Annotated in this window: 15 protein-coding genes, 1 tRNA gene and 1 pseudogene; 4 read left to right on the top strand and 13 right to left on the bottom strand. The window is 45.7% G+C overall.

Going from position 1 to position 14,488, the window contains the following annotated elements:
* Nucleotides 1-2 precede the first annotated feature (2 nt).
* The 7 genes from AACM02_RS10310 to AACM02_RS10280 are packed head-to-tail and all read right to left on the bottom strand — an operon-like array spanning nucleotide 3 to nucleotide 4,499.
* Nucleotides 3-956: a radical SAM protein gene (locus tag AACM02_RS10310; protein ID WP_339116902.1), complete on the bottom strand. Its 954-nt coding sequence runs from the start codon at nucleotides 954-956 to the stop codon at nucleotides 3-5.
* Between the two features lie 28 nt (nucleotides 957-984).
* The gene (locus tag AACM02_RS10305) at nucleotides 985-1,851 is read right to left on the bottom strand and encodes a P-loop NTPase (protein ID WP_339116901.1); all 867 of its coding nucleotides are present in this window, start codon (nucleotides 1,849-1,851) and stop codon (nucleotides 985-987) included.
* Nucleotides 1,848-2,741 (bottom strand): ATP-binding protein, encoded by an 894-nt coding sequence (locus AACM02_RS10300; RefSeq protein ID WP_339116900.1) that lies wholly within the window; start codon nucleotides 2,739-2,741, stop codon nucleotides 1,848-1,850. The genes AACM02_RS10305 and AACM02_RS10300 overlap by 4 nt, the downstream gene beginning before the upstream one ends.
* A complete protein-coding gene (locus AACM02_RS10295; RefSeq protein WP_339116899.1) occupies nucleotides 2,702-3,571 on the bottom strand; it encodes an ARMT1-like domain-containing protein in 870 nt (289 codons plus the stop codon). Before AACM02_RS10295 ends, AACM02_RS10300 begins: the two co-directional genes overlap by 40 nt.
* A gap of 13 nt (nucleotides 3,572-3,584) precedes the next feature.
* The gene (locus AACM02_RS10290; RefSeq protein ID WP_045089215.1) at nucleotides 3,585-3,923 is read right to left on the bottom strand and encodes a NifB/NifX family molybdenum-iron cluster-binding protein; all 339 of its coding nucleotides are present in this window, start codon (nucleotides 3,921-3,923) and stop codon (nucleotides 3,585-3,587) included.
* Nucleotides 3,920-4,159 carry a DUF5320 domain-containing protein gene (locus AACM02_RS10285; protein ID WP_339116898.1) on the bottom strand — a complete coding sequence of 80 codons (240 nt, stop codon included), beginning with the start codon at nucleotides 4,157-4,159 and terminating at the stop codon, nucleotides 3,920-3,922. Before AACM02_RS10285 ends, AACM02_RS10290 begins: the two co-directional genes overlap by 4 nt.
* A gap of 16 nt (nucleotides 4,160-4,175) precedes the next feature.
* A complete protein-coding gene (locus AACM02_RS10280) occupies nucleotides 4,176-4,499 on the bottom strand; it encodes a NifB/NifX family molybdenum-iron cluster-binding protein (protein ID WP_339116897.1) in 324 nt (107 codons plus the stop codon).
* A 305-nt stretch (nucleotides 4,500-4,804) separates the two neighbouring features.
* Between AACM02_RS10280 and AACM02_RS10275 the strand changes: the two genes are divergently transcribed.
* The 3 genes from AACM02_RS10275 (at nucleotide 4,805) to AACM02_RS10265 (ending at nucleotide 7,769) form a co-directional block, all read left to right on the top strand.
* Nucleotides 4,805-5,221, top strand: a complete 417-nt coding sequence (locus AACM02_RS10275) for a DUF134 domain-containing protein (protein ID WP_339116896.1) — start codon at nucleotides 4,805-4,807, stop codon at nucleotides 5,219-5,221.
* A gap of 13 nt (nucleotides 5,222-5,234) precedes the next feature.
* Nucleotides 5,235-6,929 (top strand): FAD-dependent oxidoreductase, encoded by a 1,695-nt coding sequence (locus AACM02_RS10270; RefSeq protein WP_339116895.1) that lies wholly within the window; start codon nucleotides 5,235-5,237, stop codon nucleotides 6,927-6,929.
* A gap of 123 nt (nucleotides 6,930-7,052) precedes the next feature.
* Nucleotides 7,053-7,769, top strand: coding sequence for a peroxiredoxin (locus tag AACM02_RS10265; RefSeq protein ID WP_339116894.1), 717 nt, complete (start codon nucleotides 7,053-7,055; stop codon nucleotides 7,767-7,769).
* 216 nt (nucleotides 7,770-7,985) lie between these two features.
* Here AACM02_RS10265 and AACM02_RS10260 read toward each other — a convergent pair.
* The 4 genes and pseudogenes from AACM02_RS10260 to tyrS all read right to left on the bottom strand — a co-directional run.
* Nucleotides 7,986-8,754 (bottom strand): annotated as a pseudogene (locus tag AACM02_RS10260) (IS982 family transposase); the annotation flags it as partial.
* 313 nt (nucleotides 8,755-9,067) lie between these two features.
* A tRNA-Gln gene (locus AACM02_RS10255) sits at nucleotides 9,068-9,138 on the bottom strand.
* 95 nt (nucleotides 9,139-9,233) lie between these two features.
* Entirely contained in the window at nucleotides 9,234-9,977 is a 744-nt protein-coding gene (locus AACM02_RS10250; protein ID WP_339116893.1) for an acyl-ACP thioesterase domain-containing protein, read from the bottom strand.
* Between the two features lie 21 nt (nucleotides 9,978-9,998).
* Nucleotides 9,999-11,291, bottom strand: a complete 1,293-nt coding sequence (gene tyrS / locus AACM02_RS10245; protein ID WP_339116892.1) for a tyrosine--tRNA ligase — start codon at nucleotides 11,289-11,291, stop codon at nucleotides 9,999-10,001.
* A gap of 363 nt (nucleotides 11,292-11,654) precedes the next feature.
* On the opposite strand from tyrS, the gene AACM02_RS10240 reads away from it, so the two are divergent.
* Nucleotides 11,655-13,097, top strand: a complete 1,443-nt coding sequence (locus AACM02_RS10240; protein ID WP_339115938.1) for a transposase — start codon at nucleotides 11,655-11,657, stop codon at nucleotides 13,095-13,097.
* Nucleotides 13,098-13,315: 218 nt separating this feature from the next.
* Here the strand turns inward: AACM02_RS10240 and AACM02_RS10235 are convergent, their stop codons facing one another.
* Nucleotides 13,316-13,807 carry a potassium transporter TrkG gene (locus AACM02_RS10235; protein ID WP_339116891.1) on the bottom strand — a complete coding sequence of 164 codons (492 nt, stop codon included), beginning with the start codon at nucleotides 13,805-13,807 and terminating at the stop codon, nucleotides 13,316-13,318.
* A gap of 2 nt (nucleotides 13,808-13,809) precedes the next feature.
* Entirely contained in the window at nucleotides 13,810-14,487 is a 678-nt protein-coding gene (locus AACM02_RS10230; RefSeq protein WP_339116890.1) for a potassium transporter TrkG, read from the bottom strand.
* Nucleotide 14,488 lies beyond the last annotated feature (1 nt).

The following is a 14,488-nucleotide window of genomic DNA, read 5'->3' as shown; positions in this document are numbered from 1 at the left end:
CCTCATGCCAGCCCTATACCCTCTGCTCTTGTAAAGTTACGAATCCAAAATTTTTTATCCTGATAGATCACCTCCCTGATCTCTTTCTCGCGGACCAGCTGATCCGGCAGACTGCTATCAGCCCTGTTCTTGCGCAGGATCTCACCCATGGTCTCCTCACGGATGGGATGCACAGCACTCATATTGAGGATATCCTCCCTGGCATCGCCGGTGAAACCGGTATCACTGCCTTCGAAGCCGAGCAGCAGCTCGCAGTGCAGTCCGGCATCAGTGTAGATCTGGTAAGCCCTGTTGATGGCTTCCTCATCCGGTTTCTTCACGCTCCGCATGGCCGGAGGACGTGTGGGAATGGAGAGATAGGCTGTGGCCGGTTTGATCGTTGCAATCAGTGAGGCGTTGTGCTGTAACAGCTCAGCCCCATCGTTGACACCCTCTACCATCAGTGTTTCGGTAGCAAGGATCCCCCGGTAGGAAGAGGCAAAAGTCATGAGCCCCTCCATGTAGTCTTTGAAGGTGAGCCTGGGATGGGGTCTGTTGATCTTCTTCCATACAGCCTCATCGTTGGCATCCACCTTCACCGATACCCAGTCGGCCAGCGAGAGGGCATCACGCACCCCTGCGTCACCCAGTAGTGATGCATTGGTGATCACAGCGATCGGAATACCGCTCTGCTTTAACAGGCGGATCGACTCTTTCAGGTGGATATCAAGTGTGGGTTCACCGTTCGGCACGAAAGTGAGATAGTCAGGCATCCCCTGCAACTTACTCAGGTGCTCCTCGACCGCTTTGAAAATCTGCTCCGGACTGTAAAACGATTGCCTCTCGAGGGTGTAATGGCGGGTGGCACCCACCTGACAGTAGATACATGCATAGGTACAAATCTTATCCCCGGGGATATTATTGATCCCCAGGCTCTGGCCCAATCTTCTGGAGGGTACGGGTCCAAAACTGATCATCGCTTCTTCTTTTTATTTGGTTCTGTCACTACGACTGGAAAATCTGCCGGTGAATAGCAGCGATCTCACCGGCTGCTGCCGAGCGGGGCGCCCACTCAACCACCGTACGGCATTGTAGCATCGCCTCCACCACCGCCGGCTCGAAAGGAATCCTGCCGATGAGGGGGAGTTTCCCGCTGCGGCACCAAGCCTCAATCTCGGCCGTCACCTGCTCATTCAGATCATATTTATTGATCACTACAACAGAGGGAATACCGAACCCATCGGCCAACTGCTTCACCCTCCTCAGGTCATGAAAACCGGAGCGGCTCGGCTCAGTAACCAACAGTGCCAAATCAGTGCCACTCATAGCTGAGATCGCGGGACAGCCGGTGCCGGGAGGACCATCAATCAGAATGGTCTCCACACCCATCTGCTCCGACAGCTGACGGGATTGCTCACGCACCACATTGACCAGCTTGCCGGAGTTCTCCTCACCCGGCTCCAGCCGGGCATGGACCATCCAGCCGTTACGGAACGTGCCGGAAGTCCAGTAGCTGCCATTGCTTTCAATCATACTGATGGCATCGGCCGGACAGATACGCATGCAGAGACGGCATCCGTCACACGATGTCTCAGAGATGATGTAACGATCCTCCTGGTAGCGGATCGCATCGAAGCGACAGGCATCCATGCAGGCACCGCATTGTGTACATAGCTGCTGGTCGATTACCGCCTTGGCACCGGTGGAGAAAGGGTGGCGGGAGTGATCATCCGGCTGCAGCAGCAGATGAAGGTTGGCTGCATCCACATCACAGTCGGCTACCGTCAGCTGTTCACCCATGGTTGCCAGTGCCGCACTCAGGCTTGTCTTGCCTGTTCCTCCCTTTCCGCTGATAATGACGATCTGTCTCATATGACTTTCTGTTGAACGATTTGAGTGAGCAGGCGGCTGAACATCTCCCGGTAGGAGTCATCCACTGCTGCCGGCAACCCTCCCTCGGCATAGATGCGTGCCACCTCCCGGTCGAAAGGGACCTCCAGCAACAACGGAATAGACTCCTGCTCCAGCCACCGGTATATTTCGTTGTCTCCCAGTCCGGCTCTGTTGACCACCACACCAAACGGCTTACCCAGCTGCCGGACGGTAGCTGCCGACAGCTCCAGGTCGTGCAGACCGAATGGCGTGGGCTCAGTGACCAGCACCACATAGTCGGCCCTGTCGACTGTCGCGATAAAGGAACATGAGATGCCGGGTGGTGAGTCGAGGAGCACCAGCTCCCTGTCGCCAGCCTCACGAATGGTATGGGTGATGACCGGCACAGGGGTGTAAACCCCCACTTCGGCACGACCTTCGACAAGATGCTGAGCGGCACCGTAAACAGCACGCGTCACTCTGCCCAGGAGCTTGGGATGTTCGGTGATCGCTCCCGCTTGACAAGCATAGCTGCATGCACCACAATCGTGGCACAGATCGGGAAGGACCTGAATCATTCTCTTCTCCTGCAGGTAGAGGATGGCATTGTAACTGCAATATTCGTAGCATTTCCCGCAGAAGGAACATTTCTCCGGATCAATCACCGGCACTTGTTGATAGACTTCATCAACCTGTTCCTCCTCACCGGCAATAAACTCCGCGACATTGGGCTCCTCCGCATCACAGTCGGCCAGCGCACAATCGATGCCCTTCTGTGAGGCTACCCAAAAGAGGTTAGTGGAGACAAATGTCTTACCGGTACCTCCCTTACCACTGGCTATGGCGATCTTCATCCTGTCTTTTCTTTTTTCGATTTGTTGTCTGCACATACAAAACTACCTTTTGCTACTCCCAGCCTGTCGGCAATCACATCGCACTTCACCATCAACAGGAAGTAAATATCCCCCCTGGGGGCATCAATCAACCCCTCCAGATTGCCCTGGCCTTTTGAGATCACCAGATCGGCTTCATTGTAGAGTTGTTGAAAGGCGTGAGAACACTTCTCCGGCAGGGTTGAAGGCGCATCGTAACCGTTGTCAATCACCTGTGCCACCTCTTCCATCCCTACCTGGGCGGCATCTCTCCGGGTGGCATCGTTGATCACCGGTGCCCCTCGCACGACATACCATATATTGGGGTGACGAAAGGTTTCGATGAACAGCTTGTCAAAGACAATCTCGCCGGCATTATCGCCCAGGTAGAGGACCGTCCCGGCTTCAGCCAGCCGCCGTCTGAGCCGTCCCACATGATTGATAGCGAAAGGGCTATCCAGCACCTTCGCTATCGTCTCTTCCAGATCATGGTGATCACTCACCCCATAATCGATGATGTTCCCGGCAACCGCCAGTCGCAATGCTATCTCGAAGGGATCATCCGATTGGTCAATCATCTCCCGGAACATCGCATACTCACCGAGCAGGCGCTCGTTGCTCTCATATTTGATCTGTTCGTATGGATCGGCCACGCCACTCTTCTCCCTGAAGAGACGATAGAGTTCTCTTGAGAGAGTGGGGACTGAAAAACCGGAGGTCCCATTGTGAAAGAGTGAGAACAACTCAGCGGCAAGCGCTTTTTTCTCAGTAGCGGTGAGTGTATACTTCTCTATCAGTCGCTCGAAGGTGCGGGCAAAGCAAAAATAACATCTATAATCTGCTTCCACAGAATAAATTCATCTAATGATCACAGGCATTGAGGCCGGTGACCAGCGACTGTTGGAAGTGATCGGTAACCAACTCCCGCGGACTTTTATACTCGGCACCCACGTGCACCCTGATATTTTGCTGCTGAAACAGTCGAATGGCCTTCTGTCCGATACCTGCTGCAATCACCTCGGTGACGCCTCTCTCTGATAACCATGCTGGCAGCAGTCCCGGTTCATGCGGTGGAGGTGTCACCAAATACTCGTTCACAATGGTTCCTTCCTCCGCCTCGATAATAGCAAACTGCTGACAATGGCCAAAGTGCTGACAGAGTCTTCCCTCTTCCAGGGGTATTGCGATCACCTGCTTCATCCCATTCGTCTTCTACCGGATCCGTCTCTTCTTCTCATTCTCTCGCCTTGACCACGGCCCATGCCTTGACCTTGACCCAATCCTCTACCAGCATCTGGCCGGAAGGGTGCATTCGCCCCACGTCCTGCCGGAGCATCAAAGTTATTGGACTCTCTGTTCGACGGGTTACAACGTCCCCGTCCTCTTCCACTCATGGCGCCCTCTCCATCTGGGCCTTTTCTGTTAAATCCTGGCATAATAACCTCCTTTTGTTTAATTGTGTTGTTTGATCTTTTGAATCACTTCTTCTACACTCCTCTGATTGTCATCCAGCGGAGTCATTCCTATCCCGAGCTGTTGCACAACCGATGCTGCTTTTCCGCCCAAATGTCCTGTGATGATCATCTCAGCTCCTTTCGATGCAATCAGTTGTGCTGCGGCAGGTCCCGCTCCCTCGTTGGATTCCCTGTTGGGATTATCCACAATCTCCACCGAATCGTTCTCGGTGTCGTAAATAACAAAACAGTTGCAGCGTCCGAACCGCTTGTCCGGAAGTGATGTCAATTCCTTTCCTGATGATGTGATGGCTACTTTCATAAGATGTTTTTTTCCTGGTTGTTTTTTGAGATCGCCAATATGGACAATCCATTTTTTTCACGCAGCAAATATAATGAACATATGTTCAATATGCAAATATTTCGATATATTTTAGGTGATTTTTTTTTTGTAACATAAACAATGCAATAAAAACGATCTCACTCTAAAAAATATGATAATTCAACAATCAGGATCGTGAAATTATTTATCAAAAAAAATTCCATTAATGAGCATAAGTTTATAATTATTCCATATCTTTGAAATTTAAAGTAATAAAATCAACTTTTTAACTGTGAATTGAAATTATGCCTCGTCCCAAACAAAACCGAAAAATATCCAATCCTCCCCTGATGCAGGGATTCAAGCCCTTTGGCATTCCACGAAACAGGTTGAGTGCTGTTTCATTGCTGTATGACGAATATGAAGCAATCCGATTATTGGATTATGAAGGTTTGAACCAGGATCAGGCAGCGGAACGGATGAACGTTTCCCGGCCCACCCTGACGCGTATCTATGAACAAGCCCGTAAAACAATTGCACAGGCATTGGTGGAAGGAAAGATGATCAATATAGAAGGTGGTAATGTGCTGTTTGACAAAGAGTGGTTTCGTTGCAGACGTTGCTTCAAATTGATAGGGGGTATCGAGAACCATGTACGCTGTAAGGATTGTACAAGTTTTGGCAATAACGAGTTAATACCGATTAATGCGGGAGAAAAATGAAATTTGTTGTTTTATGAGTACGAAAAGAATTGTTGTTATAGGCGGTTCTGCTGCAGGGCCAAAAGCAGCTTCTAAAGCACGTCGCATGGACGAAAATGCCGAAATTACCATTTTTCAGAAAGCATCAGATCTTTCGATGGCTTCGTGCGGATATCCCTATTACGTGGGCGGTTTTTTTGATAATCGCAGCCAGCTTCTCTGTTCACCGGCTGGTGTTGTACGTGATGCCAATTTTTTTTGGAATGCCAAAAAAATTAACACCCGGGTGCTGACAGAAGTAACACGCATTGACAGGGAGCAAAAAAAGATAGAATTTACCGATCTCACTACAGGTAAAAAAGGAACAGCAGCATATGATAAGCTGGTGATTGCCACTGGGTCCCTCGCCCGTAAACCGCCTGTTCCTGGTATCGACCTGGAAGGGATAACCACACTGCAGTCACTGTCAGATGCAGACTACCTGAGGAAAATCAAGGATGAAGGTGTGATTAAAAAGGCTGTGGTGATTGGTGGTGGCTTGATAGGGATAGAAACACTAGAAGCGCTCCATCTTGCAGGTATCCATATCACAATCATAGAATTATTACCTCAGTTACTCATCTTTCTCGATAAACAGATGGCCCGCCTAGTGGAAAAATATGTGCAGACGAAGGCGAATGTAATCCTGCAAAACGGTGTAGCTTCTTTTGTAGGAGAAAACGGGATACTGAAGGCTGTAAAACTACAGGATGGAACCGAAATACTTTGCGATCTGGCGGTGGTGGCAATAGGTGTTACACCGAATAATAAACTGGCAAAAGAAGCCGGCTTGACCATCGGAGAAACGGGGGGTATCCTGGTCGATGAGTATATGCAGACATCCGATCCCGATATCTATGCCGTTGGCGATTGTATCGAGATTCCCAATCTGATTACCTATAGACCGGTTCATGCTCCTTTTGGCGATCTGGCCAATCTACAGGGAAGGGTAGCAGGTGAGAACCTGATCTCCGGGAATGTAGTAAAATTCCCCGGTACTATACAGACCGGAATTTGCAAGGTGTTTGACTATGCGGTCGGTTCTACTGGCCTTTCTGAACAGAATGCGCTGAAGCAAGGTTACACAAATATTGAAACCGTCGTCAATGCAAGCCTGGATAAGCCCGGATTTATGAAAGGAAATTTACTGATAACCAAGCTGGTGGTAGATAAACAATCCGGAAAAATGTTGGGTGCACAGGTAATCGGACCGGGTGATGTCAGCAAACAGGTTGCCATTTGGGCGATGGCAATTAAAGGTAAGTTCAGTATAGATGACATGGTAAACGCCGATCTTCCGTACGCACCGCCTTTTTCACTGGCCATTGATCACAGCATAGCCACGGCTCACATCATGCAGAATAAACTAAAAGGTTTATTTAAAGGTATCTCTGCCGAACAGCTGAAGAATAAACTGAAAGAAAAAGCACCTATGCTTTTGCTGGATGTACGTAATCCCAATGAATTCGAGGAGGTCCGACTGGGTATTGGTGAAAGACTGATCCCTTTGGGACAACTGCGGAATAGGTTGAACGAGCTGCCTGAAGATAAAAACAGGGAAATAATCACCTGGTGTAAAATATCACTGCGTGGATATGAAGCCGCCTTGATATTAGAGGCAAACGGGTTCACCAATGTGAAAGTGTTGGAGGGTGGTATCGCGGCTTGGCCTTGGTCACGTGAAAAATAATTATTAGGTATTGGGAAATGTCGTGTCATACATGTGTTAAGAATCTCCAGTTTATTATTGTATATCTATATCTGTAATATGTTCACTTATATCAAATAGTAATTAATTTAAAAAAAGATGAAAATGGAAACAAATCAAGAAAACACCACTTCTATGCCAAGAATTGGAGACAAAGCGCCTTCGTTTACTGCAAAAACAACCCAGGGCATTATTAATTTCCCGGAAGACTTTTCCGGAAAATGGAAGATACTCTTTAGTCATCCTGCTGATTTTACTCCTGTTTGCACATCCGAGTTCATGACCTTTGCCTCTATGCAAAAAGATTTCGATGCGCTGAATTGTCAGTTGGTCGGTTTGTCCGTAGATGGTTTATACAGTCATATTGCATGGCTGCGTACCATCAAGGATAAAATAGAGTACAAAGGAATGAAAAATGTAGAGGTTACCTTCCCGCTGATTGAAGATATCACGATGGAAGTTGCCAAAAAGTATGGTATGATACAGCCCAATGAAAACTCAACTCAGGCTGTGCGTGCCGTCTTTTTTGTAGATCCCAAAGGAATAATCCGGACAATTATTTATTATCCCCTGTCATTGGGCCGTAATTTCGATGAGCTGAAACGTATTCTTCTCGGTTTGCAGACAGCCGATGAGTTTGGTGTGGCCCTTCCAGCGGACTGGCGTCCGGGAGATGAAGTGATCGTACCTACAGCCGGTTCTTGCGGTGTCGCTAAAGAACGAATGGAAACCAAGGAGGAAGATATGCATTGTTATGATTGGTTCTTCTGCACGAAAAAACTTTCGAAAGAAACAGTTGAAAATGCCTTACTGAATAACTGAACCGACCTGGCAATATCGGAATTGATCCCGCTTCATCAGAATGCGGGATTTTTTTATGATGATTCCGTTTCACAATCTGCATATGAATCTTACTTTGCTTTCTTCACCGATAACAATTGAATATTTTGATCTGTACAACTCCAATAAATTACTGTTTATCAATAAATTAACGTGAGTTCGATATGATTTTTTAAATAGCATAAGTTGTTTGTCATCTACAAAGTCTACCCTGATAGAAGGTTTCTTCGGCAAAAAGTTGTACGCCAGTAACCATGCTTCCAGATTGGTGATAAAGTTTGTAAAACTCCTGTGCCGTGTATATTCAATCTGACAGATATTCTTCAATTCATCGTTTACCGATTCAATAACGGCTCTCTTGCGAAGCATTACCCTGTCTTGCAACGGAAGTTCTCCTCCTTTAATGAACTCTCCATCGAGAGCGGATGGCGGTCATCCACGTTACCCCGGGTAATGACAAAACTGATAATTTCACCTTTGTCGTTAATGATAATGTGTAACTTAAAACCAAAGAACCAGCCCAAGGTTGTCCTACTCTCGGTTGCCATACCGTCAAATACGCGGTTGGAATATTCCCGCTTGATGTGACATACTTGCCATGCGGTGGAATCCATGAAGCTGATTCCCGTGAAATTTCCCATACGGCAGGTTTTCAGAAACGAGACCAAAGGAAGAACCTTCTTTTGTTGAAATTCCACAAACCGGTTATAAGAAACAAGACACGGGAACTCTTCTTTCCAACGCTGCTTGACATAAAACACGTAAAAGTGTTTCGGGTTGCGCATTCCGCTTAAGTGAAAAGCGATCAGTATGGTCATCACTTCACTGTCGGATAGCCTGTTCGGTTATTCCTTTGTTTTTTGTCTTTGGACTCTTCCAAAGTATATTTTTTGAAAGTTACTTCAAATTCTTTTGAAAATTCGTCGCCTAAATAGAAAATTTCCGTAATTTCGTTGATGGTTAGCACGGTGATGAATTTTAGTTATTTATTTGTTATTCATCACTATATAGATAATGACTAGTTCTTAATTATGCTACCATTTTTCAATTTTTTTAAGATTGATTTATTAAAAGGCAAACAGTGGATAAAGTATCGCCGATTTTTATTGAAGAAATGAGTCTTTATCTTTTCGATACATTCGATAGAAATTTCGGTCATCAGCTTGGTATAAAAGTTAAATTTTGACTGCAATATTTCAATAAAAAAACAAGGTTTTACGTTAATCAGTACCACTTTTAGTGCCACCATTACGTAAAACCTTGATATTCATTAGGTATTGTTGTCCTACCAGGATTCGAACCTAGACTGACTGAACCAAAACCAGGAGTGCTACCATTACACCATAGGACAATCCTTAATGTGCTTCGTGAAAAGCAGTGCAAAAGTATAACAATATTTGTAAATGACCAAATTTTTGGGAGATGTTTTTTACTCCCGGATCCAAATCAGCAGTTTCCCTCATCTTCAAACTGTATCCGTGCACGGCAGGAAATTCCTTTTTCCGAAGTAACCAGTTGAAAAAGATAATCGTTTTTAGCTTTCGATTCCCTGTAAACGACTCCGGTGTCACCGAACGTTATTTCTTTCAGAAAATTTATCTCAAATCTTTTTAACTTATGCCTCCTGTAAAAATCCAGCGAAAAGCAGTCAGCTATCCATTGAATGTAAAACGGACTGCTTGCATGACAATTTACATCGATGTGGCTGTATTTTACTTCAAATCGGTTGGCTATGTCGCCTTTGATGTTGGCAATGCGGGTGGGGACACCTATGGGGATAGTTTCCGGCCATACAAAAGCGTTCAGTGACGCTAACGAGTCCAACAGAACTCCCTGTCGGGTTTTCATATCAATTACTGCCCACGAAGATGACACGTAACCGATAAGCCGGTCTTCACCGTTGGTGATTCGAAAATTACGTGTGGTAAACATTGTACCCACGTCTTGAATCCACGTTTCAATGGTTATGTTTTCGTTTTCCAGTGGAAACCTTTCCATATCCATGACGAAGCGTGAAAGGACCCACGTGTAGTCATCCGATTGCAGTTTCAGCAAACCGAACCCGTTGTTGTCAGCATCTTTTCCAGCTGTCTTTAAAATTAGATGAAACAAAGACGACAACGATACTTTTTTCTGAAAATCGATATGCTGGGCTGAAACCTGGAATTGATACCTCCTTTTTTTATCCATGCAGGCAGGGAAAAGCGATTGTTATATGGCTATCAGCAGGTAATAGTTTTTCTTACCCCGCTGTGCCAGGATATATTTATCGGCAATAAGGTGAGATTCATCTATAACTGCTTCAAAATCATCAATTTTGTCTTTATTTATCGATACACCACCGGCCTGTACGGTTTTCCGCATCTCACCCTTAGATGGGAAAACGGCAGCCGCTTCTGTTAATAAATCCACCGCTTTTATACCTTCAGTAACCAGACTTCTTGAAATATTGAATTGGGGAACCCCATCGAAAACCTGAAGAAAGGTGGTTTCGTCAATAGAACGCAAGGCATGAGAGGTGGATTTCCCGAAAAGAATTTCCGATGCACTAACGGCCATGTCGTAGTCTTCACGACTGTGAACCATAACGGTGATTTCCTCTGCCAGACGTTTCTGCAACGGGCGCAAATGCGGGGCAGACTGTTGCTCTGCCACCAGAGATTCAATCTCTTCCCTCGATAATGCCGTGAAAATCTTGATATATTTTTCGGCATCGGCATCGCTCACGTTCAGCCAGAACTGATAGAACTGGTAAGGTGTCGTATAACGGCTGTCCAGCCATACATTTCCGCTTTCGGTTTTACCGAATTTTCCGCCGTCGGCTTTAGTAATGAGTGGACAAACCAGCGCAAAAGCTTCTCCGCCTGCAATCCGGCGGATAAGTTCGGTCCCGGTAGTGATGTTACCCCATTGATCGCTTCCACCCATTTGCAAGCGGCATCCGTACTCACGATACAGGTGAAGGAAGTCGTATCCTTGCATCAACTGGTAAGAAAATTCGGTGAAGGACATGCCTTCACTGACTTCACCGCTCAGACGTTTCTTTACAGAATCTTTCGCCATCATGTAATTAACCGTGATGTGCTTGCCGATATCGCGAATAAACGAAAGGAACGAAAAATTCTTCATCCAGTCGTAATTGTTTACCAAAATAGCTTTGTTGGGAATATCGCTTTCAAAATCGAGGAATTTGGCCAGTTGTTTTTTTATCGCTTCCTGGTTATGCCGCAAGGTGTTTTCGTCCAATAGGTTACGTTCTGCCGATTTCATCGATGGGTCACCGATCATTCCTGTGGCTCCGCCAACAAGCGCTATTGGTGTATGTCCCGAGCGTTGCAGGTGTTTCAGCATCATCACGCCCACTAAGTGTCCGATATGGAGAGAGTCGGCTGTGGGGTCAATTCCCAGGTACCCCGACGTTTGTTCTTTCAATAACTGTTCTTCCGTTCCGGGCATCACATCGTGGATCATGCCTCGCCAACGAAGTTCTTCTACAAAGTTCATGTTCATTCAGTTGTAATTCGATTGTAATTCAGTAAATATGCCTAAGGGCAATTTTCAATTTAATGGAAATTTGTTGTTCCGGTGAACATTTGTTTGCCGCAATTAATTACTGTTGAATAATGCGTAGCGAATTTCAACGAAGCTAAATAACCATTGAATAGGGTGCAAAGATACATTTTTCTTCCCAGAAAACGGTTATTTTTTGTAGGTTAACACCGTAAACAAGGCAAAGACGTTAACTGATGTTTCGCAGTTAAAAATGAAGTTGATAATCAGAGGATAAGAGATAAAAAAAGCAGCATATTTTAGCTAATATATCATTGAAAATGATTATCTTAGCGATGGAAACCAAACCATTAAAATATGCTGCAGGACAAAGATATTAAAAAGATTCAAGAGTTGAAAGCGGACTTTACCCCCGGCAGGGTTTCCGCTGAAGATATTTTTAGCCGCTTCAAGGCGTTGAAGCTAAGCGAAGGTCTTTCTGAGTTCAAATGGTTCAAGACCCGGGGATATGATTTTAAAATGGTCCTGGCCCTGCTGGTCTCCATGGTGGTCAGTTCAGACAAGACGGTCAACTCCTATCTGAACAGCCCCACAGGTGAAGGTTCCACCATGGGCAAGGATGTGTTCTATCGCTTGAAGAACAGTTCCATCATATGCTGGCGGATGCTTATGTGGCATCTTGTGCATCGTTTTCTGACGGTGACGTCCAAAGATAGTGATGTAGATGATACCTCATCCCGTTACCTGATCTTCGATGACACCACCCTGTCTAAAACCGGGAAGCGTATAGAGAAGATCGGGAAGGTATGGGATCATGTAACCAACAGCTACGTGCTTGGATTCAAGCTGTTGGTGATGATGTACTGGGACGGTAAGTCCTCCATACCACTGGATTTCAGTCTTCACCGGGAAAAAGGGAAAAAGCAGGAACGCCCGTTTGGGATGACCAAAAAGCAGATCCGCAAGCAATACAGTTGCAAGCGTATCAAGGACTCGTACACCGCTAAACGTGTGGAAGAACTGGACACGAACAAGATTCAGATGGTCCTGCGGATGTTTTTCACGGCCATCTATCGCGGGCTTCGTGTTGATTACGTCCTGGTGGACAGCTGGTTTACTTGCGATGCGTTGATACAGGCTATCCGGAGTGTGAAGGACAAGGAAGTTCACCTGATCGGGATGTACAAGTTTGCAAAGACTAAGTTTGAGTATCAGGGTAAGAGCCTGACTCACGCCCAGATCAATAACATGCTGGGCAAACCCAGGCGCTGCCGTTCCCTGGGTTACCAGTACAAACAGGCCAGGGTGCTGTACCAAGGTGTTGAGATCTGCCTTTTCTTTAGTCGTCGGGGCAAAAATGACAAATGGAAGGTTTTGTTGACGACGGACACGAAACTGACGTTCAAGGGATTGATCGGGCATTACCAGGTAAGATGGGTTGTGGAGGTGTTCAATCGAGAATCGAAGCAATTGTTGAACCTGGGAAGATGTCAATCCAGTAACTTTGACGCCCAGGTAGCAGAAACGACCATCAGCATGATAGCCTATCTGTTATTGACACTGCGTTTCCGGTACGATAACTACGAGTCGAAAGGGGCACTTTATCGGTCAATGAACGCCGATGTGCTCAGGGAAACACTCGACAGACGGCTATGGGGGCTGTTCATCGAGTTAGTCTGCTCAGTATGCGAGGTATTGGAGATGGATGCCGATGATTTACTTGAAAAAATGTTGGCCAATCCAAAAGCAGAATCCATGATCATTGCACTGTGTTGTTCGGTGATGGTTAAGGACGATTGAGAAATTGTAAAATATAAAATGTTATAGTACAGAGATATAGATAATAATGCATTTCCCTTCTATTTCTTTGTCAATGGTTTGAGGGAAGTGCGAAACATGAGACGTTAATAATTTCAAGACGTCCCAACAGCATGTTTATCGATAAAACATATTTTCCCGCATCGGGGATGGATGAGTAATTTCCAAGTGAACTTACTTTTCCAAAACCGGGTCCTGCATTACCAATTGTAGCAATGGAAGCCGATATGGAAGTCATACCATATATATACGCCGCTCGGATGCAAGACAAGTTTTATCTGCCGTTTCAGTGATTGATAAAAGAGCAATACACGATCAAATTTTAATCCTCCTGACGTGGAGCCGACCATTCCACACTGAATCGTAAAATACATGATAATGATAATGGTAAGTATCGGCCAGTTTGGAGTGTCCACAGTAGCAAAGCCGGTAGTTGTTCCCAGAGATATTACTTGAAACGAAGCGTACCGGAGGGATGTCCACCACGAGTAAAACCCGTCGTTGGTTAACTTTGCAGCAACAACAATGATTCCCAAAAACATTAAACCTATATAAGTCCTGACGGACTTTGACGTGAATACATTCATTTTGTTCCCCGTTACGGTACCGTACAATAATCCGAAATGAATGCTCCCCAACAGCATGAATGTCATAATGACGACTTCTATCCAAACACTGTCGTAATATGCCACGCTTAAGTTTTTGGTTGAAAACCACCCGTTGCCACTGTTGCAAAAGCATGACAGATAGCATCAAAGAAATTCATACCCAATACCCAAAGAAGTGCAATTTCGATAATGATCAGGCTAAGATAGACAACGGCGATAACACGCGCTATTTGGCGTGTTCTCATTTTAAAGTTTAATTTAGACAATCCGGATAGTTCCGAGTTGTAAATACTCGATCTTGTACCGGTGGCACTGGGTAAAATCAATAGAACAAACAGAATGATTCCCACACCACCTATAAAATGAGTGGATGCCCGCCAAAATAACAATCCTTTGGTTAACGCTTCTACGTCTTTCAAAATGGTTGCTCCCGTGGTAGTATATCCCGAAACACTTTCGAAAAGGGCATTGGTAAACGTGAACTCGCCACCCCACATGAAATACGGTACAGCACCGACAAAGCAGGTAAGGATCCATCCAAAAACGCTGATTACCATTCCTTCGCGGAAGTTAACTTCATCAATTTTTTCCACAAATATTAGTGGAAAAGAGCCAAGGATTGTACAGACCACTGCACTGTATAAAAGCGGAGTGAGTGAGTTTTCGTGAAAGAAGAATGAAATTGAGGCGGAAATATAGAAAAACAACGCGTTAAATAACAGCACGTATCCTAAATATTTTACAATTACTTCCCAGCGGGTCATT

Source organism: Petrimonas sp. (assembly GCF_963921705.1).
Taxonomy (GTDB): Bacteria; Bacteroidota; Bacteroidia; order Bacteroidales; family Dysgonomonadaceae; genus Petrimonas; species Petrimonas sulfuriphila.
The sequence above is the reverse complement of the archived record's forward strand: the minus strand, read 5'-3'. Positions and strand labels throughout refer to the sequence as shown.

Coding starts and splice junctions, on each gene's coding strand:
- AACM02_RS10265 (WP_339116894.1), top strand. CDS start 7,053: ATGGAAACAAATCAAGAAAACACCACTTCTATGCCAAGAATTGGAGAC.
- AACM02_RS10275 (WP_339116896.1), top strand. CDS start 4,805: ATGCCTCGTCCCAAACAAAACCGAAAAATATCCAATCCTCCCCTGATG.
- AACM02_RS10300 (WP_339116900.1), bottom strand. CDS start 2,741: ATGTGCAGACAACAAATCGAAAAAAGAAAAGACAGGATGAAGATCGCC.
- AACM02_RS10270 (WP_339116895.1), top strand. CDS start 5,235: ATGAGTACGAAAAGAATTGTTGTTATAGGCGGTTCTGCTGCAGGGCCA.
- AACM02_RS10280 (WP_339116897.1), bottom strand. CDS start 4,499: ATGAAAGTAGCCATCACATCATCAGGAAAGGAATTGACATCACTTCCG.
- AACM02_RS10290 (WP_045089215.1), bottom strand. CDS start 3,923: ATGAAGCAGGTGATCGCAATACCCCTGGAAGAGGGAAGACTCTGTCAG.
- AACM02_RS10230 (WP_339116890.1), bottom strand. CDS start 14,487: ATGACCCGCTGGGAAGTAATTGTAAAATATTTAGGATACGTGCTGTTA.
- AACM02_RS10285 (WP_339116898.1), bottom strand. CDS start 4,159: ATGCCAGGATTTAACAGAAAAGGCCCAGATGGAGAGGGCGCCATGAGT.
- AACM02_RS10310 (WP_339116902.1), bottom strand. CDS start 956: ATGATCAGTTTTGGACCCGTACCCTCCAGAAGATTGGGCCAGAGCCTG.
- AACM02_RS10305 (WP_339116901.1), bottom strand. CDS start 1,851: ATGAGACAGATCGTCATTATCAGCGGAAAGGGAGGAACAGGCAAGACA.
- AACM02_RS10250 (WP_339116893.1), bottom strand. CDS start 9,977: ATGGATAAAAAAAGGAGGTATCAATTCCAGGTTTCAGCCCAGCATATC.
- AACM02_RS10240 (WP_339115938.1), top strand. CDS start 11,655: ATGCTGCAGGACAAAGATATTAAAAAGATTCAAGAGTTGAAAGCGGAC.
- tyrS (WP_339116892.1), bottom strand. CDS start 11,291: ATGAACTTTGTAGAAGAACTTCGTTGGCGAGGCATGATCCACGATGTG.